The organism is Caballeronia sp. S22 (assembly GCF_964261745.1).
Classification (GTDB): domain Bacteria; phylum Pseudomonadota; class Gammaproteobacteria; order Burkholderiales; family Burkholderiaceae; genus Caballeronia; species Caballeronia jiangsuensis.
Genome location: NZ_OZ180040.1, coordinates 687,699 through 708,939, shown reverse-complemented (window position 1 = coordinate 708,939; position 21,241 = coordinate 687,699). Strand labels below are relative to the sequence as shown.

Genomic DNA, 21,241 nt, shown 5'->3' with positions numbered 1-21,241 from the left:
CGGCTGCGAGCACAGCTGTTCGATGGAAGTGTCCCCGAAGCGCCGATCGATTATTGTGTCGTGACTTTGAAAGGCGGGAGCGGCAGCGATTCCCCATCGACGAAAGCGAATGCGCATTTGATGGCGAACCGGTATGCACCGTCTTTGCTCGCGAATGCACCGAGGTCTCCGAGAGAGGTCGCTTCGCCGTCTTCTTCGAGGATGGATGCACGCGCGACGTAGGTACAACCGATCCGCGTTACCGATGGTTGAATGGCTGCACCGTGGTGATAGAAGATCATCTTCTCTGTCTCCCTCCGTGTCATAAGGATCAAATCAGCATAGCGCGAAAAAATCCAGAGCGAAGCATTTTCCTTTCACGACCGACGTCCTACGAGGACATGCGATGGCCGAACTGGCTCGCAATCGTCGGCACATCGCTGTCGATGCAAGGGTTGAAAGTGTTGAGGTTCGCTATTTCCGCTGATCGGTGCAACATTTCCGCTTATACAGAGCTTGCGACCCGGGCTAGCATTCCTCTCGCGCAACCGAATCATCGCAGAGTCATTGATTCACTGGCACGAACAGTTCGTCGCGAAATAGATTGATCAGAGAGACACCGTGATATTCCCGTGCTTGGTGAGGGAGCGTCGCAGACGCCGCGTCGGAAGAGACGGCCACGAGGTCCTGCCAGGGCTACCGATGAATCCGCTGACACCGTTCGAGGCGATGCGTCGCCGGACCGCCCAGTGCGCAATACGCCCCTTCAAAGCTCCGGGCAAGCAAGATCGGCGCTGACGATCTCCTCACCGCGTTGTTGTGCCGCGCGGATGGCCTCTTCTTTCGTCGAATATAGACCGATCGCGTCAGCGCCGTCGAAAGGATAGAGTAGCCGCCCGTCCGTGACTCTTACAACCTTCAAGGTTCCCAAATACCCAGCGGTCTTGCTCCCGCGATACGAGGCATAGATACGGAAGTCGTCTTCGCTGGCTGCAGGCCTGGGCGGACTCTTTCGCGTCGGATAGAAGACCAACTTGGGACGCTTTCCAGTCAAATGGGTCATTCGTCCACCGCAGCTCAGACGTGTGGAAGTGTGCTTTAACAACCACGGTAAGCCCGTGTAATGGGAACTTCCCTATATTCGCGCGCACCGATCAACTGAAAAGCAGCACGAATAGTGCCGCAACAGCCAAATAATTCGGTTCGTCGAGGCGACGGCCTTCGACAGGCCTGTATTGAGCGCTGATCTTTAGCCTCTCGCCGACGGATCCGTGCGGGGCACCGGATCCGGCCGGATGCGGTCGTCGGATGGAAAATGTATGAGCGCACTGCGGCCGAAGGGATACTATAGGGTGATACCCAACCAGTCACCAGTCGCCCATGCCAAGCAAGCACGCGTTCAGCGTCAGTCTAACGGAGCGTCTCGCTACGTTCATACGAACGGAAGTCGCCTCAGGTCGATATAGCTCAGCCAGCGAGGTTGTCCGTGCCGGTCTGCGGCTTCTCGAAGAGCAGGCGTCACACCGCGCCTCGTCGGGCCGCACGGTTACTGCGCGAACGAAGCAACCGGCGCGCGCGCACGGGAAGGCGCGCGCCGCGATGGAGAAAGCATGAGATCAGCGGCCGATTTTCCGATTGTAGGCGTGGGTGCCTCCGCAGGTGCGGTTGAGGCACTGGAGGGGTTTTTTCACGGCATGCCCGAGAAGCCCGGCTTGGCGTGCGTGATCATCACCCATTTAAGCCCCGATCGCGAAAGCATGCTGCCGGAGATCGTATCGCGCTTCACCGCCATGCCGGTGCACGCCATTACCGATAACACGTCCATTGAAGTCGATACCGTGTATCTGTTACCGGCCGACGCGGTCGTCACCGTGGAGGAACGTACGCTTCGCGTCCACGCGCAGGATGCTCACCGGCGGGAGCGCAAACCCATCGATCTCTTTTTCAGCGCGCTCGCGGCCGACGTTGGCGAATTGGCCGCCGGGGTAGTGCTGTCCGGTGGCGACTCTGACGGGACACTGGGCATCAAGGCCATCAAGGAGCACGGCGGACTCACCTTGGCACAGGCGGCCGACGGTTTCGGCCCCAACCATGCGGACATGCCCAGGAGCGCAATTTCCACCGGCCTGGTCGACTTCGCCGTATCCGCCGAACAGATGGGCGCGAAACTGGCCAGCTTTGCAGCGGGTGGCTTCATGCTCGACATGCTGGCCGGGAACGCCGGTGCGCAACCCGAAGGCGCCGTTTTTGATGAACCTCGCAATGCAATTTATGCGATCCTGCGCAACCAGGTTGGACATGATTTCAGCGGCTACAAAGTGAGCACCTTCCTGCGCCGTGTGCAGCGGCGCATGCAGGTGCTGGAAATGGAAACGCCTGAAGCGTATGTCGAACGACTGTCCTCGGACGCGGAAGAGGTCGCGGCATTGTTTCGCGACCTGCTGATCAATGTCACCAGCTTCTTTCGCGACGCCCACGCATTTGAAGCGCTCGCTGACATCGTCTTGCCGAAGCTTTTTGAAGGGCGCGGGGTCAACGACACGGTTCGGGTTTGGGTGCCGGGTTGCGCCACCGGCGAGGAAGTTTATTCCATCGCCATGCTCATGCGCGAGCACATCGATGGGTTCGAACGCGCACCGCGCGTGCAAATCTTTGCGACCGACATTGACGACGCGGCGCTCGGTGTTGCTCGGTCAGCGCGCTACCCGCTGCCGTTGCTGGACGGTGTGTCGGAGGAGCGGCGACAGCGATTCTTCGTTCGCGATGGCAGTAGTTACGTTCTCGCCAAGGAAGTCCGCGATCTCTGCATCTTCTCGCCGCACAGCATCATTCGTGATCCGCCCTTTTCGCGCATTGACCTCGTCTCCTGCCGCAATCTGCTGATCTACTTCGGCACCGAGATTCAGAACCAGGTCATCCCGACGTTCCACTACGCGCTGCGCCCGGATGGCTACCTGTTTCTCGGTACGTCCGAAGGCGTGAGCCAGTTCGACGAGCTTTTCGTACCCGTTGAAAAGAAGCACCGGATCTTCCGCCGCCGCGCCGATGTTTTGCCGCAGCTTCGCGTGCCGCTGTCGGTGTCATCCCTAAAAGTCGGTCAAATCGCCGAACTCGCACCCGGTCGTCCCGCGCTGACAGGCGCGGCGTTGCGCCACGTGGTCGACAACCACATGCTGGAGCGTTTCACGCCTCCGCATGTGCTCGCTTCGCGCGATGGCGATGTCCTGTATTACTCCGCACGCACCGGCAAGTATCTGGAGGCGGCATCCGGTGCGCCGACGCGCCAGCTATTCACCATGGCCCGAAAGGGACTAGGCCTGGATCTGCGCTCAGTGTTTCGTGAGGCCGTCGAATCGGGTCGCCCGGTCACGCGCGAGGGCGTGGTAATCGAAGGCGACGAAGATCGCGTACAGGCGATCAGCCTGAGCGTCGAGCCGGTGACTGGCCAGAACAACGGTGAGCGCATGTATCTCGTCGTGTTCAACGATCAGGGCCCCGTGCTCTCACGCGAGGAGGCGCTTGTGCGCGCCCAGGCCACGCACTACGGAACGACCGTGCAGATCGAAAAGGAGTTGCGCGACACCCGCGAACGCCTTCAGTCGATGATCGAAGAGTATGAGACCGCGCTCGAGGAACTCAAGTCATCGAATGAGGAACTGGTGTCGGTCAACGAGGAAATGCAGTCGTCGAATGAAGAGCTGGAGGCGTCGAAGGAAGAACTGGTGTCGCTTAACGAAGAGTTGCACACCGTCAATCTCGAACTGAGCCGCAAGATCGAAGCGCTCGATCGCTCGAACAGCGACCTGCAGAACCTGTTCGAGAGCACGTCGGTTGCAACCGTGTTTCTTGACCGTAATCTGGTGATCCGTTCGTTCACGCCGGCCATGGACGGCATTTTTCACATCCGCGCGATTGATCGAGGTCGACCTATCACGGAACTCGTCAGCCGGCTGGAACTGCCGGGATTAGAGGCAGATATCGAGGCTGTGTTCAACAATGACAAGCCGCGCGAACGCCACGTGTGCAGCAAGGACGGCCTGAGGCATTTCTTGGTGCGCCTGGCACCCTATCGCAATGGAGAGCGAAAATCCGACGGCGTCGTGATCACCTTCGTCGACGTTACTGGCATGGTGCATGCGGAGGAAAGGCAAAACGTGTTGATCGCCGAGCTGCAGCACCGCACGCGCAACCTGCTGACGGTGATTCAGTCGATTGCCCAGCAGACGCTCAAGCAGGACGTCGCACTCGAGACGTTCAACAGCCGCTTGGCAGCACTCGGTCGTCTACAAGGACTCATCGGCGAGGCGGACGGCAATCTGATCAACCTCGGCGACATCGTGAAGCTCGAGTTTGATGCGCTTGGCGTCGCGGACGGTGACCGGATTGTTTTGGGCGGCCCGGTGGTGCCGCTCGGGTTCCGCAATGTACAAACCATCGCGCTCGTTTTACACGAGCTGACGACCAACGCCGTTAAGTATGGTGCGCTGAGGGATGCGGCCGCACGCCTGGAGGTTCGCTGGAAGGTTGAGCCCGAGGGGCATGATACCGCCTCACTCGTGATCGACTGGGTCGAAAGCGGTGTGCGCGTGGCGCCCGACCGCTCGAAGAGCGGTTTCGGACGCCAGTTGATTGAGAAAGCGCTGAGATTTACCCTGCGTGCCCGCACAGAACTGGCGTTCAATCGCGACGGCGTTTCATGTCACATCGAAATACCGTTGCCGCCGGCCACCTCGCATGACGTATAGAAGGCGGACATGAACGAACGGGCAAGAATACTGGACGGTCGAAGCATCATGGTGGTCGAGGACGACTATCTGGTGGCGCTCGCGCTTTCGACCGTACTCGAGGAAGCGGGAGCCCGCGTCGTCGGGCCGATCGCCAGCGCGCAAGAAGCCGTCGCGCTGCTCGAGGCAGGTCGCGAAAAGGTGGACGCCGCGGTTCTGGACGTCGACCTGAACGGCGAGAAGTCGTATCCGGTGGCCGATGCGCTCGCGTCGCGGGACATCCGCTTCGTTTTTGCGACGGGCTACGGCATCGATGCTCTTGCTGAAGACTATCGACATTATCCGCGTTGCCAAAAGCCATTTGACCACCGGGCGATCTTGAACGCCCTCAAAGCGTGATGGGCCGGAGGCATGAATCCCCCCGTCGTCCCCGCCGCCGAATGACAATTTGTGGCTGGACTGAGAAACTTGTGCTTGCGGCGGCTCAGGGCTCTCATCCCAGCGTGACGTGCTCGGGCGGCTCGCTGCGTCCAGAAGGCGGTGCGATCCGTGGTTAAGGGTCCCCTGTTGCAATTACCTCGCAGTGCGTGCGGCAAACGCCAGCGTCGCTTCGTTGGCGCCGCTGCGAAGCTGAGCCTTGCGTCACGGCAACGCCCACGCCACTGAACGTTGCTCTGTTCCTATGGCCCCTATCTCGCTTTTCCATGCCGGTGAAGCGAAGCGACCAATGCCGCTTTTTATCCAAGCTTTTTTCGGAAGCTGTAGCAGACTGCCGCGAGGAGGCGACCTTGACGATTGAAGCCGTTTGGTTCCTGATCGTCGGGGCGCTAATGGTCCTGATGGCGATCGGCCGAAAGTTCGTTGAGCGGTTGCCGATGACGGGCGCGATGGTGTATCTGGTTGTCGGCTTCGCACTCGGTCCGGCGTGCGCCGGCTTGTTGACGCTCGACCTCGAGCGAGACGTTACGCTGCTGCGCACGCTCGTCGAAGCGGGACTCATGGTCTCCCTGTTTGCTATCGGGATGTACCTGCGAATCGAACTTTCAAATCCGCTTCGGAAATTGACGCTGCGACTCGCCGGCCCTGCCATGCTGATCCCCATCGCCGTGATGTTTGTCGCAACGCGGTGGGGTCTCGGGCTTGCCGTTGGCCCAGCGCTGCTGCTCGCCTCGGTGCTGGCGCCGACCGACCCCGTGCTGGCCAATGAACTCCGGGTCGAGGAAGCGGGCGACGATGAGCCGCTGCGCTTCGCCTTGTCATCGGAGGGTGGACTCAACGACGGCGCGGCCTCGCCGATGGTCTACATCGCGCTCGCCTTGTGCGGCGTCCATAGCCTCGGCAGCGGTGAACCTTGGACGTTCGCCCTTGCGATCCTGTGGGGTCTTTGCGCCGCTGTCGTCATCGGATGGGCGTTGGGCGCCGGTGTCGTCGTTCTCGTGACCAGGCTGCGCATACGCTACGACCTGGCGTTGGGCCTGGAAGGTTTCCTCGCGCTCGGGCTAGTGGCACTGACGTACGGGGCGACACTCATCGTCGACGGATACGCCTTTATTGCGGTTTTTGTGGCAGGCGTCGCTCTCAGGCGGCAGGAAATGAAGGCCACCGGCGAAACACCGCCCAACGAGGCGTTGCAATCAGTCGAGCGCGGCGAGCGCGAACAAGCGGCCAAGGACCCTGAACTGGCCCACGCCTATATCGCTGAATCGATGATGGGCTTTTCCGTCGAAATGGAACGGTTCATCGAACTGGGGCTCATGGTCATCATCGGCAGCACAGTGTCTGCGCACTGGCGGGAGTTGCTTCACTGGTCGGTGATCTGGCCCGTCCTTTTCCTTTTCGTCATCGCTCGACCACTTGGCAGCAGCCTCTCGCTCATCGGCTCATCGATGGATCGCCACCAGCGCGTCCTGTCGGCGTGGCTGGGACTGCGCGGGGTCAGCGCGTTTTACTACCTGCTGTTTTCGTTAGAGAAGGCCGGGCACGGCACGGTTGCTCAACTCCTGCCGATCATCTTGGCGGCCATTGTATTGTCCGTGCTCTTGCATGGCGCCACTGCGACCGTGCTGCTCGACCGCTATCTGAAGAAGTGATCGCGTCCCGAAGGTCGCTTTCTGCAAAGGGCGGAACAACCGCGATGAACATGAAAGTGCCGACAGAAGAGGCGATTGCCGCCGGTCGACCGAGCCGCCCGGGGCGGCGGTCCAAATGGCGCAAGCGATCTTCTTTCGAGCCGTTGTCAGCCAGCGAGTACCTACCGACGGACAACCCCGGAGCGAAGCCGCGGACCTTCAACCTTTCTACGCCAGTTTTTCCGCCGTCGACGTGCTGGACTCCAGCGCCAATTGCCTAGTTGCTTCTATGGTCGCCTGCAAACGGTCTTTTCGAACGCGTAGCTCTTTCACTTCGGAGCGACGTTCGGATTCGGCCAGCGAGACGAGTTCCTCTACAAGGAGCAAGCTCTCCTGCAAATGCCGCACAGCCGACCATAGCGCGTTCTCAGCCCCGTTCCGCTGCTCCGACTCAAGCGACAGCGCCGAAAATGCATGCCCGGTATGACAGCGGAATCGAAGTGGTAAATCATTTCCGATGCGCCACACGACGCCTCCGCAATCAGGGCATGTCATGCTCGACCGATGACCGAGCCGCTCGAGATCGCTAGGCGATGAATTTCCTGTCAAGGCTATTTTCGTTTCCAGGACAATCCGCTCGCGGCCGTCCATGCTGAATCCTCTATGCGAATCGTCAGTGAGTCCACTGATGATAGCTGCGGCCATGCTTTCGATGGGCACAACCCTGTTCGGTGAAACGGCCTGCAGAGCGGCTTTTGGCATATCGGGCGCGGCGCAGGACGACGGTTCCTGAACGATCGTAAAGCCACCGCACGCGTCAACAGCTTTGAGCCCCGCAGCGCCATCATCAAGCTTACCTGTCAAGACTACGCCGATCACACGGGGGCCGTACTCGACTGCTGCGCAACGAAACAAAGGGTCAGCGGCCGGGCGGGCAAAATTCTCCTTTGGTCCGGATGACAGAACAATAACGCCGTCGCGCATCAGCATGTGGCGGTCGGGTGGCGCCACATATATCGTCGCTTTGGCGATGGGCTGGCCGTCCAGCGCATGGAGGACCGGCAGGGGGCAGTCAGCCTGAAGAATCTCGGGGAGCTGGCTGGGCCACGCCCCAATATGCATTACGATGAAGATACTCGCAGGAAAATCAGCGGGCAACGAGGACAGGATCGTCCGCAGTGCCTGTAGGCCGCCAAGCGACGCGGCCACAACCACGATATCTCGCGCGTTCATCGTTTTCATCATGGTTTCTGCCTCGTTTTGAAGTGCTGGGAGCAAAATCCAAACCTGTCGTTTCAGGGCACTGTGGCGCGGAATCACCCCCACTCGGCAGCACGGTCTCGCTTGTTGGCTCGTCGATGGACTGCCATCAACGTGCCCTTTGCGGCTAGGAATGCGCAACGTCAGCGCGCTCTATACATTCGTTATCCCTGGACAAAGCGAACAGAAGCACGGTCGGGCAGACTCGCGCCGATAATTTTTGCGGCCTTCGTGCTACCCGTTTTTCTGCCTGGACCCGCTGCCAGGGTGCGCTCGCGCGGTATTTGAGGAAGGCGCATTGAGCCGCAAACCAGCTGTAGCTGTTTTCAAATGACAGTGCGCCTCCCGACGGCCCCTCGCACTGAACTCGTCCGCTCGCCTGCTAGGGCCGTTGGGCAAGCCATTTCCGTTCGCGGGAATGGAGGCACGGCCATTGCGCATAGACGAGGGCTCCCCGTGGAGTGACGTTGTAACGTGCGTAGTACTTCGGCCCGTTTGCCCATGGCGGCGGGCTTTTTCTTCACCAGTCACCGCGTCGCTGATCCCTCCGTAGCTGATCGCGAGGCATGTTTCCTCGACGGCAGTCCTAAACTCGAATGCAGAGTTTTCAGCCAAAGCAAAGGCAAATGATCCTAAAGGGGATCAGATGCGCAGTGGCCGTGCGCATTGCCATGTGGGTAAATCTCGCGGCGCAGATACTGAATTTTCCGCGGCATTTGGCACAGCACTCGGGCGGCTTTGTGATCAGCCGCGGCAAGCTGACGCGCCTGGTGCCGGTCGAAAACGCAGCGATGCCGGATCGAAGCGCCATCCAATGGGATAAGGACGGTCTGGAAGCGCTCGGCTTGCTGAAGATCGACGTGCTCGCGCTCGGCATGTTGTCGGCCATTCGACGTGCGCTGGACATCGTGTCGGAACAACGCGGCGAGCGTTTCAAATGCAGGACATCCCGGCGGAAGACGCAGCGACCTATGAGATGATTTCGCGCCCGGACAGAGTCGGTGTCTTCCAGATCGAGTCACGTGCGCAGATGAGCGTGCTGCCCCGCATGCAGCCACGAGGTTCTACGATCTTGTGATCGAAGTCGCGTCCGCTATTTTGCCAATGCCAGTGAAAGCGGCATGCCTATTGCGCAGCGTCAGGACCATCCCCAAAACGCCCTGACGGAGACCATCATGCGACTTCTAACGACCAAAGACGGCCTGCCGCGGCTGTCGTGGGGTTCCATCATCGCCGGCGTCATTCTTTCGATGATTGTCTATCTGATCATGAGCGTGCTCGGTACGGCCATCGGCGCCTCGCTGCTGTCGCCGATGTCGAAGCCCGATCCATTGCATGGGTTCGGCTTCGGGTCGGGGGTCTGGGTCATCGTCACCACCGTCCTGGCGGTTTTCGTCGGCTCGTACTACGCAGGCCGCTGCGCTCCAGTGCTCGGATGGCTTCATGGTCTGCTGTCTTGGGCGGTGATGACGCTGCTCGTCGTGTACGGCATGACCTCATTGATTACCGGCGCAGTAAGCACTGCGGGTAGTGTTGCAGCGACGAGCGCACAGGTCAGCGCGACTGCCGCAAATCAATCCGGCACAACCCCGTCGATTGTGGATAACGCCAAGCAGCAAGTACAGGCAGCGGTTGCATCGGCGGCGTCGGCCGCTTCAAGTCCGCAGGCCGAACAGACGGCGCGCGAGACGGCAGACGCCGCGGCACGAGGCGTCGCACGAGCGAGTTGGTTCTCCTTTGCCGCGCTCATTGTAGGGGCCATCATCGCCATCGTCTCGGGCGGCGCTGGCTTTCGGCATCAACCGCCCTTTGAAGAAAGCGGTGGTACGGCTACTGGCGCCGATACGCCGCCGGTGCGCAGCCGTGCCGTGCCAGGAGGCGGTCGTCTCTAAGCGAGTGCGTTTTCGACCAGCCGACGCACTTCCGGCGGTCCGGTGCAAAAGGAGATGGCCGACAAGAAGGCCTCTTTGCGCAAGCGACTCGCGGCGAGCGGAGGGCTAAATCTTGATCTGGAGTGGCGCGCACGCGCGCACGAGGACCGCAGCAAAATCTTTGACTACATCGCAGAGGACGACCCACGGCCGCGCTCGAGTTGGACGACGAGATAGAAAAGAAGACCGACTCCCTGCCCGAGCATCCGGAGTTATACCGCATCGGTCGCGTGCGCTGCACGCGCGAAATGGTGTCGGCGCCCAATCACGTGCTGGTGTATCGAATCCTGAAGCGAAAGGCGATTATCGACATCGTCCGCATCGTCGGCGCGCGGCAGCGCTACGGACGTCGGGCGAAGGCATGACAAACGGAAGCATCGACCTGGCCGACGTGGCAATGCGAGCGAGCCATATCGACGTGGCCTGTTCTCGCTGTGAAAGACCCGCTATCAGTTTGCGCGGCTCGTTCACGCCGTTGGCGCAGACTCTCCGATGACGGATCTCGGCGCGCAGTTATCGAACATCCGCTTCGCGAGGACGCATTGCATGCAAAGCGATGCAACGTATATTTTCCTGGCCTGTGAAAACTTGTACGGCGACGAGCAAGCATCATAGACGGAATCGTCCGTGCTTGACACGCAGTTACATTAGTGCTCCATATTAAAAACGCTAAATTCCTTTATGTCAAACTATCTTTACGCTCGCCAGCTTTTGGCCGGAGAGAACATGCCCGCGCACCGGATTAACATGCGCATGTATCAACGACGGTTGTACGACTTATATAAGTTCGACGGCGGTTTCTCGCACGATCGCCACGTCGCTGGGCATTTCCAAGGGCATGGTCACGAAGTACCTCGGACTGGCGGGTGCCACCGGCCTGGATTGGGCAAGCGCCTGTGAGATGCGAGTGGCGGCTTCTTGGCAAGCCCACCGGACCCTCTCTCACGTTCAACCAGTGACTGGAATAGCTAGCGAATCGATAGTTAGATAGCTAATTAAGCTTATACAGGACCGAGCTTTGGCTTCTCTTGATATTGGCGAGAGCCCAGTCACCGCAAACAAGGTCACCGCTAGCAGTTCGAGCAAAGCCTTTCTGTTCTGCGCGAGCACAACATTGTCGCGCGCAAGGAGCGCCTTGAAAGCGGGATTGCGTAGCCACTCCCGATGCTGGGCGGCTTTGATTTCAGTTGCTCAATCATGAACGACAACTGAAACGGCATAGCCTGCTCGCTCCAGAGGATGCCATCGTTATCAAAGACCCCGCGATACGAGCCTCGAGAGGGACGTAAGTCGCGGAGCCCTCGTGCGTCACGTCCGCAATGAACTTGAGGATGCTGGGGCGTGCGGCATCGTCCCTCCACGATGGCAAAGCAGTGGCTGCCGCTTCGTTGGCAGGCGTCCGTTCTGCGCTGGCGGCCACGATTGACGTCGTGTCATGGTCCGGAAAGTGAATGGCCGTTCCGATGACGTAGGCCCGGGCACCGATGGATCATCGGTCTGAACTACCATACGAGGCAACTGCCGGTCGTACGGCAGGTCACGGCACGGCACGGCGAGCCGCGCGTGACAAGACAGAAACAGACTTTGCCATCCACTACCTTGCCGATTTATGTCCGGCGGACGGCGACACGTGTCGCACGGGGATTTTGTACCTAGCTTGACGCCTTTGCGCGCTTGACGAGTGCTATGCGACAACCGCATTGGGCGTCCTCGAAACACACGCTCATGCCATGCATCCCCGCGACGGCATTGACAAGGCTCAGTCCAAGTCCGCTTCCTGGCGTGTGCCGACTCGCCTCGCCTCGATAGAAGCGCCTGAGGACGGCATCGCGCTCCTCGAGCGCGATGCCCGGGCCGTCATCGATGACGCGGATACCCATGTCATCCTGGTTGCGAAACAGTTCGATTTCCACATGACCCTCTGCCGGCGCGAACTTGATGGCATTTTCCGTAAGATTGGCGACGGCCTCGAATAGCAGGTTCGCATCGCCTTGCGTCGCGAAGCGGGATGATTCGTCGCGATGTAGCGTGAACGAGATCTTGCGCTCGTCGGCAGCCGGCTCGTAGAACTCGAACACGTCGGCGGCGACGGCTCCAAGATCAACCTCGGCGAAATGCTCGCGGCGAGCACCGCTCTCGATCTCCGAGATGCGCAACATCGCGTTGAACGTGCGCTGGATCCCGAACGCTTCCGTGATCACGTCGTCGATCGTGGCTCGGTATTCGGCTTCGTTCATCGCGCGCCGCTGGGCCCGTTCGAGGCTCCCAATCAGTCGTGTAAGCGGCGTGCGAAGATCATGCGCGATCGCATCGCAAACGCCCTTCACCTCGTGCATCAGGCGTTCGATCTCGTCGAGCATGTCGTTCACCACGCGGACGAGCCGGTCCAGATCGTCATTCTTCGCATGCACCGGAAGGCGTCGACTCAGATCACCGGCGACGATCTCCTTGATCGAAGCCGTCACCGCGTCGAGGCGCCGCATCGAGCCGACGCCGATCAGGACCGCGCCCAACAGCCCCACCGAAAGCGTGAGTACCCCTGCGCTCACGAGCGCGTGTAGCAACTCCTCGTCGAAGTGATCGAGATCGCGAATGTTCTGGCACTGCAGAGCAATGCGCGCGTCCGGCAAGCGGGCGGCAATGCATCGCGCGGGCGCGTGTCCAGGCAGTCCTTCGAGCCGCGCGGGAAACGGTTTGTCGAAATAGGGGATTGTCGGCAAATCGGCCGCATACCCCCCAGCGATGCGGTGCCCGCCCGGATCGAAAAGACCGAACGGGCGTTGGCGCCGCGTGTCGTACTGACTCTGCTGGTCGAAGTTCGCAGCGAGATCGGTCGCCGACTCACGCCTGAGCGAGGCGTTCTCGCGCACGAGCCAGTCGTCGATGCGCTCCTTCTCGAATCCGGTGATCTCCACGTACAGGTAGCTGAAGAGCACAAGCGCAGCGGCGCCGAACAAGGCGAGAAACAGCGTCGCAAGACGAAAGCCCGTCGTTCGGTGAAGGTCAGTCAGGCGCACGCAGCATGTACCCCGATCCGCGGACGGTTTCGATCATTGGCGCATGGCCACATGCGTCGAGCTTTTTTCTGAGCCGGCTAATATGCACGTCGATCACGTTGGTGCGCTCTTCGAGCCGATAGTCCCATACCGCCTCGAAGAGCATCGTCCGGCTTACGACCTGCCCCTCGTGCTCCATCAGATACTCGAGCAGCCGATACTCGCGCGGTAGCAACGCGATGAGCTGCCCCGAGCACATGACTTCGCGCTTGAGCAGATCGAGCCGAAGCGGTCCGACCTGATAGGTCTGTACGCCGGGCGCGCTATCGCGGCGGCGCATCAGGGCGTCGAGACGCGCCGTGAGTTCAATGAAATCGAACGGCTTGGTCAGATAGTCATCACCACCGGCACGCAGGCCGCGCACACGCTCGTCGACAGCGGACAAGGCGCTCAGGATCAGCACCGGCGTTTGAATGCCTGCGCCACGCAGCGCCGCGAGCATCCCGAGCCCCTCCAGACCTCCAGGCAGCATACGATCGAGCACGATGGCGTCGTAGTCGTTGCTCACCGCATGAACTAGGCCGTCCTTGCCCGTCGGCGCCGTATCGACCGCACATCCGTGATCGGTGAGCGCCTCGACGATTTCGGCGAGCGTCTGTTCGTCGTCCTCGACCACTAATACCTTTGACATGCCGTTTGATCCGCGGAATGAGTATGTCGCGCGTTTTCGATTTGCGCTACGCTAGGAATCACGCGAATGCAGTATGCCGCCCTGCACCCTTCAACGATTTCGCGCGAACGTGAAAGAATTTTAATCCAGGCGACTCCCGTGATCCACGCATGCGCATCTTGCTGATCGAAGACGACCCGCGCACGAGCCAGTTCCTAACGCGCGGCCTAACCGAGACCGGCCATATCGTCGATCAGGTCGACGATGGCGCAACCGGTCTTACCTACGCGCGAGAGCCCATCTACGACGTGATCGTCACGGATCGGCGGCTGCCCGCGCTCGATGGTCTCGCACTTGTTCGCCAGTTGCGTGCCGGAGGCAGCGACACACCCGTTCTGATGCTTTCTGCTGCAGGCGAATTGTGCGAGCGTGTGGAAGGCATCCGCGCCGGTTGTGACGACTATCTTGCCAAACCTTACGCGTTTGCGGAACTGCTCGCGAGAGTGGAGGCGCTCGCCCGCCGCGCGGACCGACAGCGTTTGGACGTCCTCTTGCACTGTGCGGACCTCACGCTCGACCGGCGTGCGCGTTCCGGCACGCGCGCAGGCCGCGACCTGCTGTTGCAGCATCGGGAGTTTCTGCTGCTCGAATACTTGATGCGTCACGAAGGACAGGTTGTCACGCGCAGCATGCTGCTGGAGGCCGCCTGGAACTACGACTTCGAGCCGCGCGGCAGTATCGTAGACATGCACGTTCATCGTCTGCGCAAGAAGGTGGATCGTGATTTTGCGGTTCCGCTTATTCACACGGTGATCGGTGGAGGCTACATGCTGAGCGCAATCCCCCGCTGATCGCTTCTCGGGTACGTCCTAGTGTGCATGAACGAAATTTAATCTTCGCGCGAATGACCTGACAGGACACGTTGACTAAGCTCGCACCATCCGTGTTGCGAGAGGTTTCTTTCATGTCCTGGCTGCCTGGATCGGCGCCGTCGTCGATTCGTCTGCTTCCCATCATTACTTGCGTAATGACAACGCTTGTCGCTGGCTGTTCGCTCGTGCCCGCGTATCAACGGCCCGATACGCCGATGCCCAGCGCTTTCGCGGGCGCGCCTTCGGGTTCGCTCGACGCAACTGTACCGGTGCGCGCCGGCTGGTGGCGCGCCTACCGCGACCCTGCGCTCGATGCGCTCGTCGACGACAGCCTCGCTCACAACTACTCGCTGGCGTCGGCGGTCGCCGCGGTCGAGGAGGCGCGAGGCGTCGCGGAAAAAGCGGGGGCGGCGCAGTATCCGACGCTCTCAGCCGGCGCAAGCTTCGACCGCAGTCATCAGGGTGGCCATCACGGATCGAACAGCAAGGGCCAAAGCCTGTTTGCCGAAGCACACTACGAAGTTGACTTCTGGGGCCTGAACGCCGCAACCGCCGACGCATCCGCGTTGCTCGCGCGCGCATCCGAATTTGATCGTGACACGGTCGCGCTCACTCTGACCGCGTCAGTGGTTGACACATACTTCAGCGTACAAAGCCTGCGGCGGCGGCTGGCGCTCGCCCGCACGATCGCCGACGACGCCTCCCGTGTCCTGCAATTGCTCCTCGCCCAGCAGGCAGCGGGCGTCGCGACAGAACTTCAGGTGCAGCAGCAGCGCAACGCGCTTGCGACGTTTCAGGCCGCAGTCCCGGCACTGGAACAACAGCTCGAAATTGCGCAACACGCATTGGCCGTGCTAACCGGCCGCGCACCGGAGCAATTCGCGGTACAGGAGGTGCCGCTTACTGGCATCCCGGTCCCGCAACCACGTCCCGGTCTTCCGGCGAGCCTGCTGCAAACGCGGCCCGACGTTCGTGCGAAGGAAGCGCAGGTGCAGTCGGCCAATTTCGATGTCGGCGCGGCGCGCGCCGCGTTCTTGCCGAGCCTCGTACTCACGGCCGACGGCGGACTTGCCAGCAAGTCGCTTTCACACTTCCTGTCAAGCCCGTTCGCGAGCATCGCGGCGGCGCTGGTCGCCCCGCTCTTCGACGGCGGCGCATTGCGCGGGCAGCTTCACACGAGCCAGGGCGCAGCGGCGAAAAGCATCGCCGATTACCAGCAGACGGTGATCACCGCCTTGCAAGAAGTCGAGGATTCGCTGACAACCGCGCATCAGCAGGAACTCGTCGAGGCGGCTAACCGAAGCGCCGCCGACGCCGCGGCGAAGGCGGCCACGCTCGCCGAAGCGCAGTACCGACTCGGCACGATCGACTTTCTGACGGTGCTTGACGCACAGCGTACGCGCTACCAGGCCGAGGACACCCTCTTGCAGGCGCGCCTTGCCCGCCTGCAAGCGTCGGTGAGCGTGTACCGCGCCTTCGGCGGCGGCTTTGGCGTAACCGAGGCCGCCGACATGAGCCCCACCCCTTCCACGAATCCGTCCACCTCATGAAAATCGACGATCTTCCGCGCGAGAATGCGCCCCGCCACGATCGCAGCGGCGGACGAGGCGGCTTGCTGCTGATCGCCGCAATGGTCGCCTTCGTCACCCTCGCCGGATGGTGGCTGTGGCCCAAACATCCGCCGCCAGCCGCAGTTGCACCGGTGCCGGTCAACGCCGGACATCCGGTGCGGCAAGACTTCCCTGTCCGGGTGGCCGCCACCGGGGCCGTTCAAGCGATTAACACGGTCGACGTGAAGGTGCGCGTCGACGGCCAATTGCAACGCATCGCGTTCACTGAAGGTCAGGACGTGCAGGCTGGCCAACTGCTCGCTCAGCTCGACCAAGGGCCGTTGAAGGCGCAATTGCAGCAGGCTGAGGCCGCTCAGCGCAAGGATCAGGCGAGCCTCGACAATGCCCGGCTGGACCTCGACCGATACACGAAGCTGGTGGGTATTGGCGCGGCTACCTCGCAGAGCGTCGACAACGCGAAAGCGCAGGTGGCCTCGTACGCTGCGATGGTGGCCGCCGACGCCGCGTTCGTACAGAACATCAGGCTCCAACTCGGCTTCACGACGCTCTATGCGCCCTTTGACGGGCGCGTGGGCGCGCGCGAGGCGGACATCGGCGCGATCGTGCGCGCAGGCGATGCGACGGGCATCGCAACCGTCACGCAAATGGAGCCGATAACCGTGGTCTTCTCCGTGCCGCAGGATATCTTGCCCGAGCTGCTCGACAATCACGCGAAGGCGCCGCTGCCGGTTCACGTCACAACGCGCGCGGGCAGCGCCGCGCTGGCCGACGGCCAGCTCGTCTTCATCGACAGCATGGTGGACTCCGCCACCGGACAGGTCAGACTCAAAGCATCCTTCGCGAACAAAGACCGCAAGCTCTGGCCGGGCGAGCTGGTCAACGCGCGCGTTCTCGTGCGGACCGATCTCAGCCGCGTCGCCGTACCGAGCCGAGCGATCGTCAATACGCAGGATGGCACGCAGCTGTATGTCGTCGCGGCGGACGGCCGCGCGCAACTGCGCCCCGTGATGACGGGAGCGAGCGTTGACGGCATGACCGAGGTTCGCTCGGGCGTCACGTCGGCGGACCTCGTCGTCCTCGACGGGCAGAGCAGGCTGAATCCCGGCGTGCGCGTCACGGCGAGCATCGTCGCGACGACGGCCGAAGCGCCGGGCCATGCGGCAAACCGTACGGGAGACGCATCATGAGCCTGCTCGAACGTTTCATCGAACGACGCATCGCGACCGCTTTTCTCGCCATCGCCGTATTGCTCGCTGGCGTAGTCGCATATTTTTTGTTACCTGTCGCGCCGCTGCCGCAGGTCGATTTTCCGACCATCCAGATTGTCGCAAAGCTCCCCGGTGCCAGTGCGGAGACGATGGCCACCTCGGTCGCGACACCACTTGAGCGGCAGCTCTCCAATATTTCGGGCATCACGCAGATGACCTCTGCGAGCTCACTCGGAACGACCGGCATTACCGTACAGTTCGATCTGTCGCGTGATATTAACGGTGCGGCACAGGACGTGCAGACCGCAATCAACGCGGCCGGCGGCCAGTTGCCGAAGAACCTGCCGAACCCCCCTACTTACGAGAAGGTAAATCCGGCCGACTTCACGATGCTCTCGCTCGCGCTGACGTCCTCGTCTTTGACCCTGACGCAACTCGACGACTACGCCGAAAACTATCTCGCGCAGCAGATCTCGCAGATGCCGGGTGTCGGTCTCGTCGATTTCCATGGACAGCAGCGGCCGGCCGTGCGCATCCGGCTCGACCCGGACAAGCTTACTGCACGCGGACTTACGCTGGAGGACGTCCGTTCGATCGTCGGGGTGCAGACCGTCAATGCTCCCAAAGGCAGCCTAAATGGAACGGACCGATCGGTTGTCTTCAACGCGACCGACCAGCTCACCAGTGCTGCTGACTATCGCGACCTCGTGGTGGCCTACAAGAACGGCGCACCGGTGCGCGTTCAGGACCTCGGAACTGTCATCGACGCGCCCGAGGATACACAGCAGGCAGCTTGGCTTCAGCATGACCGCGCGATCATCCTCGACGTTCACAAGCAGCCCGGTTTCAACGTCGTGCAGACCATCGCGAATATCAAGGCGCGGCTGCCGGCGCTGCAGGCGAGCCTTCCGGCGGCGGCCAACCTGCATGTGGTCGGCGACCGCACGCAGACCATCGACGCATCCGTACGCGATGTGCAGTTCACGCTCATTTTAACCATCGCGCTCGTCGTGATGGTTATCTTCTCGTTCCTCCGCAACGTGTGGGCGACGGTCATACCCAGTCTGACCATTCCGCTCTCGCTCGTCGCGACCTTCGGCGTGATGTACCTGCTCGGTTACAGCCTCGACAATCTGTCACTAATGGGCCTGACGATCGCCGTCGGCTTCGTGGTCGATGATGCGATCGTCGTCATCGAGAATGTGATGCGACATATTGAGGAAGGGGTGCCAAAGATGCGCGCGGCATTGCTTGGGGCGCGAGAGGTGCGCTTTACGATCGTCTCGATGACAATCTCGCTTGTCGCCGTGTTCATTCCGATCCTGTTGATGGGGGGCATCGTCGGGCGGCTTTTTCGCGAGTTCGCCGTGACCGTGAGCGCAGCGATCGTCATGTCGTCGATCGTCTCCTTGACCGTCACGCCGATGTTGTGCGGCTGGCTCATCCAGCCGCCGGGCACCGACCGCGGTTGGCTAAAGACAACCGAGCGCTGGCTTGAAAAAGGCTTCGTCGCGATGGAGCGCGCCTACGAACGGGGGCTCGATCGCGTACTGCAGCACCAGAACATCATGCTCGCCGTGACGATGGCGACCGTGCTCGCCACTGGGGCTCTGTTCATCGCGATCCCGAAAGGCTTTTTTCCGCAGGAAGACTCCGGACTCATCATGGGCGTGACCCAGGCCGCGCCCGACATCTCGCCGCGCGCGATGGCCAAAAAAATGCGTGAACTCGGAGCGATCATCGAGGCCGATCCGGCGGTGGGCAACGTCTATTTCTGGGTCGGGCCGAATCCCACCGTGAGCCAGGGCCGCATGATGATCAATCTGAAGCCGTTCGATACCCGTACCGCCAGCGCGGGACAGGTGCTGAGCCGCCTTAAGCCGAAACTCGCGACCGTGCAAGGCATTTCACTGTCGATGCAGGTTCGCCAGGACATCCAAGTCGGCGGGCGCATCAGCGCGGCGCAGTACCAGTACACGTTGCAAAGCTCGGACATCGCCCAACTGAATCATTGGGCGCAAGTGCTGACCAAAAAGCTCGCGAGCCTGCCCGAACTCGCCGATGTCACCTCGGACCAGCAGGCTTCCGCGACCAGCGCGACGCTCGTGATCGACCGCAACACCGCGGCTCGGTTTGGCATTACCGCGCAGATGGTCGACGACACGCTCTACGACGCCTTCGGCCAGCGCCAAATCGCGACGATGTTCACCCAACTCAATCAGTATCACGTCATCGAGGAAGTGGATCCAAAGTATCAACTGACGACCGATGCACTGACTCACCTCTACATCCGTTCGCCACTGACGAGCCAGCTCGTGCCGCTCAGCACGCTTGCGAGGGTCGACAACAATGTTTCGCCGATCTCCGTGAATCATCAGGGTCTTTTCCCTTCCGTGACGATCTCGTTCAACCTCGCGCCTGGTGAGTCGCTCGGCAACGCAGTGACGGCCATACACAAGGCCGAGGCCACCGTTGGCAAACCCGATTCGATTACAGGCACCTTCCAAGGCACTGCGCAGGCGTTTCAGGCGTCGTTGCAGAGCGAGCCGTACCTGATCGCCGCGGCCTTGATCGCCGTCTACCTCGTGCTCGGCGTCCTGTATGAAAGCGCCATTCATCCGCTCACGATCATCTCGACGCTGCCCTCGGCGGGTATCGGCGCCCTGCTCGCTCTGATGCTATGTGGGCAGGACCTATCAATCATGGGGATGATCGGTGTGATTCTTCTTATTGGCATTGTGAAGAAGAACGCGATCATGATGATTGATTTCGCCCTCGTGGCCGAACGTGAGCAAGGGCTCTCGCCCGTCGAGGCGATTCGTCAAGCGTGTGTGCTGCGCTTCCGGCCAATCATGATGACCACGCTCGCCGCGCTGTTTGGAGCGCTTCCACTTGCGCTCGGCCACGGTGCCGGTGCGGAGTTGCGCGTGCCGCTTGGCATCTCAATCGTCGGCGGACTGATCGTTTCCCAGATGCTCACCCTCTTTACTACACCCGTCGTGCATTTATGGTTTGATCGACTGTCCCACTGGCTCGCCAGGCGACGCGTGCGGGACATGGCATCGGTGGAACGGGCAACGATCCAGTAACGCATCAGATCTTTTCGCTCACTCCTGGTCGAGCGGAAAGATAACCCAAAGGTGAATCGCGGGAGAAATCCATGAATAGCATGCCCACGGTAAAGTCAAGCGATTGGCCCAGCAAAGTCCCAAACATCACGCTGTCCTTCTGGATCATCAAGATCATGTCGACAACAGTGGGAGAAACCGGCGCCGATTATTTGAGCGTTAACTTGGGTTGGGGCTCAGCGGTTACCGGACTAGTCATGGCCGCAATGCTGGCGATTGCCTTGTTTCTGCAGTTGCGTACACGACACTACACCCCGTGGATTTATTGGCTAACCGTGGTATTGGTAAGCGTTGTTGGGACCCAACTCACCGATGCGCTGACCGATAGACTGGGCATCAGCCTTTATCTGAGCACCGCAGTGTTCGCCATGACGCTCGCTGCAATCTTCCTGGCCTGGTATCGGGTCGAACGAACCCTTTCCATTCACGACATCGTGACTCGCCGCCAGGAGCTTTTCTATTGGGCGGCCGTCCTATGCACGTTCGCGTCGGGCACCGCTGCCGGCGACCTGACTACTGAGGCTCTGGGACTCGGCTTTTCCTGGGGTGTCTTTGATTTTGGCATGCTGATCGGCCTCACATATACCATCTGGTGCATCCGCGGCAACGCTGTACTGTGCTTCTGGATTGCCTACATTCTGACCCGTCCGTTTGGAGCATCTTTCGGCGATCTACTTACGCAGGACAAGACGTACGGTGGACTCGGAATCGGCGCAATGGGAACCAGTGCTCTGTTCCTCTCGCTGATCGTCACCCTGGTTGCCATCGCCCAAGGTCGAATGAACGCACACCGGTGCGCCAAAGCTGTCCAATAGTCCGCTTCCAATTTCTCG

16 protein-coding genes and 1 pseudogene are annotated in these 21,241 nt (G+C 60.9%); 12 read left to right on the top strand and 5 right to left on the bottom strand.

Annotated features, from left to right (window positions below):
* Window positions 1–50: 50 nt before the first annotated feature.
* Together ACEN42_RS41680 and ACEN42_RS41675 are read right to left on the bottom strand one after the other, a co-directional pair.
* Window positions 51–281, bottom strand: coding sequence for a hypothetical protein (locus ACEN42_RS41680; protein WP_371884173.1), 231 nt, complete (start codon window positions 279–281; stop codon window positions 51–53).
* Between the two features lie 464 nt (window positions 282–745).
* Window positions 746–1,042, bottom strand: a complete 297-nt coding sequence (locus ACEN42_RS41675; RefSeq protein ID WP_371884172.1) for a DUF6723 family protein — start codon at window positions 1,040–1,042, stop codon at window positions 746–748.
* Between the two features lie 317 nt (window positions 1,043–1,359).
* Here ACEN42_RS41675 and ACEN42_RS41670 point away from each other — a divergent pair, with 317 nt between their 5' ends.
* The 4 genes from ACEN42_RS41670 (at window position 1,360) to ACEN42_RS41655 (ending at window position 6,793) form a co-directional block, all read left to right on the top strand.
* Entirely contained in the window at window positions 1,360–1,593 is a 234-nt protein-coding gene (locus ACEN42_RS41670) for a type II toxin-antitoxin system ParD family antitoxin (protein ID WP_371884171.1), read from the top strand.
* The gene (locus ACEN42_RS41665; RefSeq protein ID WP_371884170.1) at window positions 1,590–4,724 is read left to right on the top strand and encodes a CheR family methyltransferase; all 3,135 of its coding nucleotides are present in this window, start codon (window positions 1,590–1,592) and stop codon (window positions 4,722–4,724) included. Before ACEN42_RS41670 ends, ACEN42_RS41665 begins: the two co-directional genes overlap by 4 nt.
* A 9-nt stretch (window positions 4,725–4,733) precedes the next feature.
* Window positions 4,734–5,102 carry a response regulator gene (locus ACEN42_RS41660; RefSeq protein ID WP_371884169.1) on the top strand — a complete coding sequence of 123 codons (369 nt, stop codon included), beginning with the start codon at window positions 4,734–4,736 and terminating at the stop codon, window positions 5,100–5,102.
* Between the two features lie 389 nt (window positions 5,103–5,491).
* On the top strand, window positions 5,492–6,793 hold the full coding sequence (locus ACEN42_RS41655; protein WP_371884168.1) for a cation:proton antiporter: 1,302 nt from the start codon (window positions 5,492–5,494) through the stop codon (window positions 6,791–6,793).
* Between the two features lie 207 nt (window positions 6,794–7,000).
* Here ACEN42_RS41655 and ACEN42_RS41650 read toward each other — a convergent pair whose 3' ends face one another.
* Window positions 7,001–8,017 (bottom strand): chemotaxis protein CheB, encoded by a 1,017-nt coding sequence (locus tag ACEN42_RS41650; protein WP_371884167.1) that lies wholly within the window; start codon window positions 8,015–8,017, stop codon window positions 7,001–7,003.
* Window positions 8,018–8,697: 680 nt separating this feature from the next.
* Here ACEN42_RS41650 and ACEN42_RS41645 point away from each other — a divergent pair.
* From ACEN42_RS41645 to ACEN42_RS41635, 3 genes and pseudogenes are all read left to right on the top strand, one after another.
* Window positions 8,698–9,160: pseudogene (locus tag ACEN42_RS41645) on the top strand (error-prone DNA polymerase); the annotation flags it as partial.
* 47 nt (window positions 9,161–9,207) lie between these two features.
* Window positions 9,208–9,924 (top strand): YrzE family protein, encoded by a 717-nt coding sequence (locus tag ACEN42_RS41640; RefSeq protein WP_371884166.1) that lies wholly within the window; start codon window positions 9,208–9,210, stop codon window positions 9,922–9,924.
* 200 nt (window positions 9,925–10,124) lie between these two features.
* Entirely contained in the window at window positions 10,125–10,328 is a 204-nt protein-coding gene (locus tag ACEN42_RS41635) for a type II toxin-antitoxin system RelE/ParE family toxin (RefSeq protein ID WP_371884165.1), read from the top strand.
* A 1,287-nt stretch (window positions 10,329–11,615) separates the two neighbouring features.
* Here ACEN42_RS41635 and ACEN42_RS41630 read toward each other — a convergent pair.
* Together ACEN42_RS41630 and ACEN42_RS41625 are read right to left on the bottom strand one after the other, a co-directional pair.
* Window positions 11,616–12,980 (bottom strand): sensor histidine kinase, encoded by a 1,365-nt coding sequence (locus ACEN42_RS41630; protein WP_371884164.1) that lies wholly within the window; start codon window positions 12,978–12,980, stop codon window positions 11,616–11,618.
* Window positions 12,967–13,650: a response regulator transcription factor gene (locus ACEN42_RS41625; protein WP_371884163.1), complete on the bottom strand. Its 684-nt coding sequence runs from the start codon at window positions 13,648–13,650 to the stop codon at window positions 12,967–12,969. Before ACEN42_RS41625 ends, ACEN42_RS41630 begins: the two co-directional genes overlap by 14 nt.
* Before the next feature lie 149 nt (window positions 13,651–13,799).
* Here ACEN42_RS41625 and ACEN42_RS41620 point away from each other — a divergent pair, with 149 nt between their 5' ends.
* The 5 genes from ACEN42_RS41620 to ACEN42_RS41600 all read left to right on the top strand — a co-directional run bounded on the left by ACEN42_RS41620 (window position 13,800) and on the right by ACEN42_RS41600 (window position 21,223).
* Window positions 13,800–14,480, top strand: coding sequence for a response regulator (locus ACEN42_RS41620; RefSeq protein WP_371884162.1), 681 nt, complete (start codon window positions 13,800–13,802; stop codon window positions 14,478–14,480).
* 113 nt (window positions 14,481–14,593) lie between these two features.
* On the top strand, window positions 14,594–16,051 hold the full coding sequence (locus ACEN42_RS41615) for an efflux transporter outer membrane subunit (protein ID WP_371884161.1): 1,458 nt from the start codon (window positions 14,594–14,596) through the stop codon (window positions 16,049–16,051).
* Complete coding sequence (locus ACEN42_RS41610; RefSeq protein WP_371884160.1) at window positions 16,048–17,259, top strand: efflux RND transporter periplasmic adaptor subunit; 1,212 nt, start codon at window positions 16,048–16,050, stop codon at window positions 17,257–17,259. The genes ACEN42_RS41615 and ACEN42_RS41610 overlap by 4 nt, the downstream gene beginning before the upstream one ends.
* Complete coding sequence (locus ACEN42_RS41605; RefSeq protein WP_371884159.1) at window positions 17,256–20,369, top strand: efflux RND transporter permease subunit; 3,114 nt, start codon at window positions 17,256–17,258, stop codon at window positions 20,367–20,369. The genes ACEN42_RS41610 and ACEN42_RS41605 overlap by 4 nt, the downstream gene beginning before the upstream one ends.
* A gap of 71 nt (window positions 20,370–20,440) precedes the next feature.
* On the top strand, window positions 20,441–21,223 hold the full coding sequence (locus tag ACEN42_RS41600) for a hypothetical protein (protein WP_371884158.1): 783 nt from the start codon (window positions 20,441–20,443) through the stop codon (window positions 21,221–21,223).
* The last annotated feature ends 18 nt before the right edge of the window (window positions 21,224–21,241 follow it).

Bases quoted from the DNA above. Each gene is read 5' to 3' on its own strand.
- ACEN42_RS41610 (WP_371884160.1), top strand. From the start codon at position 16,048: ATGAAAATCGACGATCTTCCGCGCGAGAATGCGCCCCGCCACGATCGC.
- ACEN42_RS41625 (WP_371884163.1), bottom strand. From the start codon at position 13,650: ATGTCAAAGGTATTAGTGGTCGAGGACGACGAACAGACGCTCGCCGAA.
- ACEN42_RS41600 (WP_371884158.1), top strand. From the start codon at position 20,441: ATGAATAGCATGCCCACGGTAAAGTCAAGCGATTGGCCCAGCAAAGTC.
- ACEN42_RS41640 (WP_371884166.1), top strand. From the start codon at position 9,208: ATGCGACTTCTAACGACCAAAGACGGCCTGCCGCGGCTGTCGTGGGGT.
- ACEN42_RS41615 (WP_371884161.1), top strand. From the start codon at position 14,594: ATGTCCTGGCTGCCTGGATCGGCGCCGTCGTCGATTCGTCTGCTTCCC.
- ACEN42_RS41670 (WP_371884171.1), top strand. From the start codon at position 1,360: ATGCCAAGCAAGCACGCGTTCAGCGTCAGTCTAACGGAGCGTCTCGCT.
- ACEN42_RS41605 (WP_371884159.1), top strand. From the start codon at position 17,256: ATGAGCCTGCTCGAACGTTTCATCGAACGACGCATCGCGACCGCTTTT.
- ACEN42_RS41620 (WP_371884162.1), top strand. From the start codon at position 13,800: ATGCGCATCTTGCTGATCGAAGACGACCCGCGCACGAGCCAGTTCCTA.
- ACEN42_RS41675 (WP_371884172.1), bottom strand. From the start codon at position 1,042: ATGACCCATTTGACTGGAAAGCGTCCCAAGTTGGTCTTCTATCCGACG.
- ACEN42_RS41680 (WP_371884173.1), bottom strand. From the start codon at position 281: ATGATCTTCTATCACCACGGTGCAGCCATTCAACCATCGGTAACGCGG.
- ACEN42_RS41665 (WP_371884170.1), top strand. From the start codon at position 1,590: ATGAGATCAGCGGCCGATTTTCCGATTGTAGGCGTGGGTGCCTCCGCA.
- ACEN42_RS41660 (WP_371884169.1), top strand. From the start codon at position 4,734: ATGAACGAACGGGCAAGAATACTGGACGGTCGAAGCATCATGGTGGTC.
- ACEN42_RS41650 (WP_371884167.1), bottom strand. From the start codon at position 8,017: ATGATGAAAACGATGAACGCGCGAGATATCGTGGTTGTGGCCGCGTCG.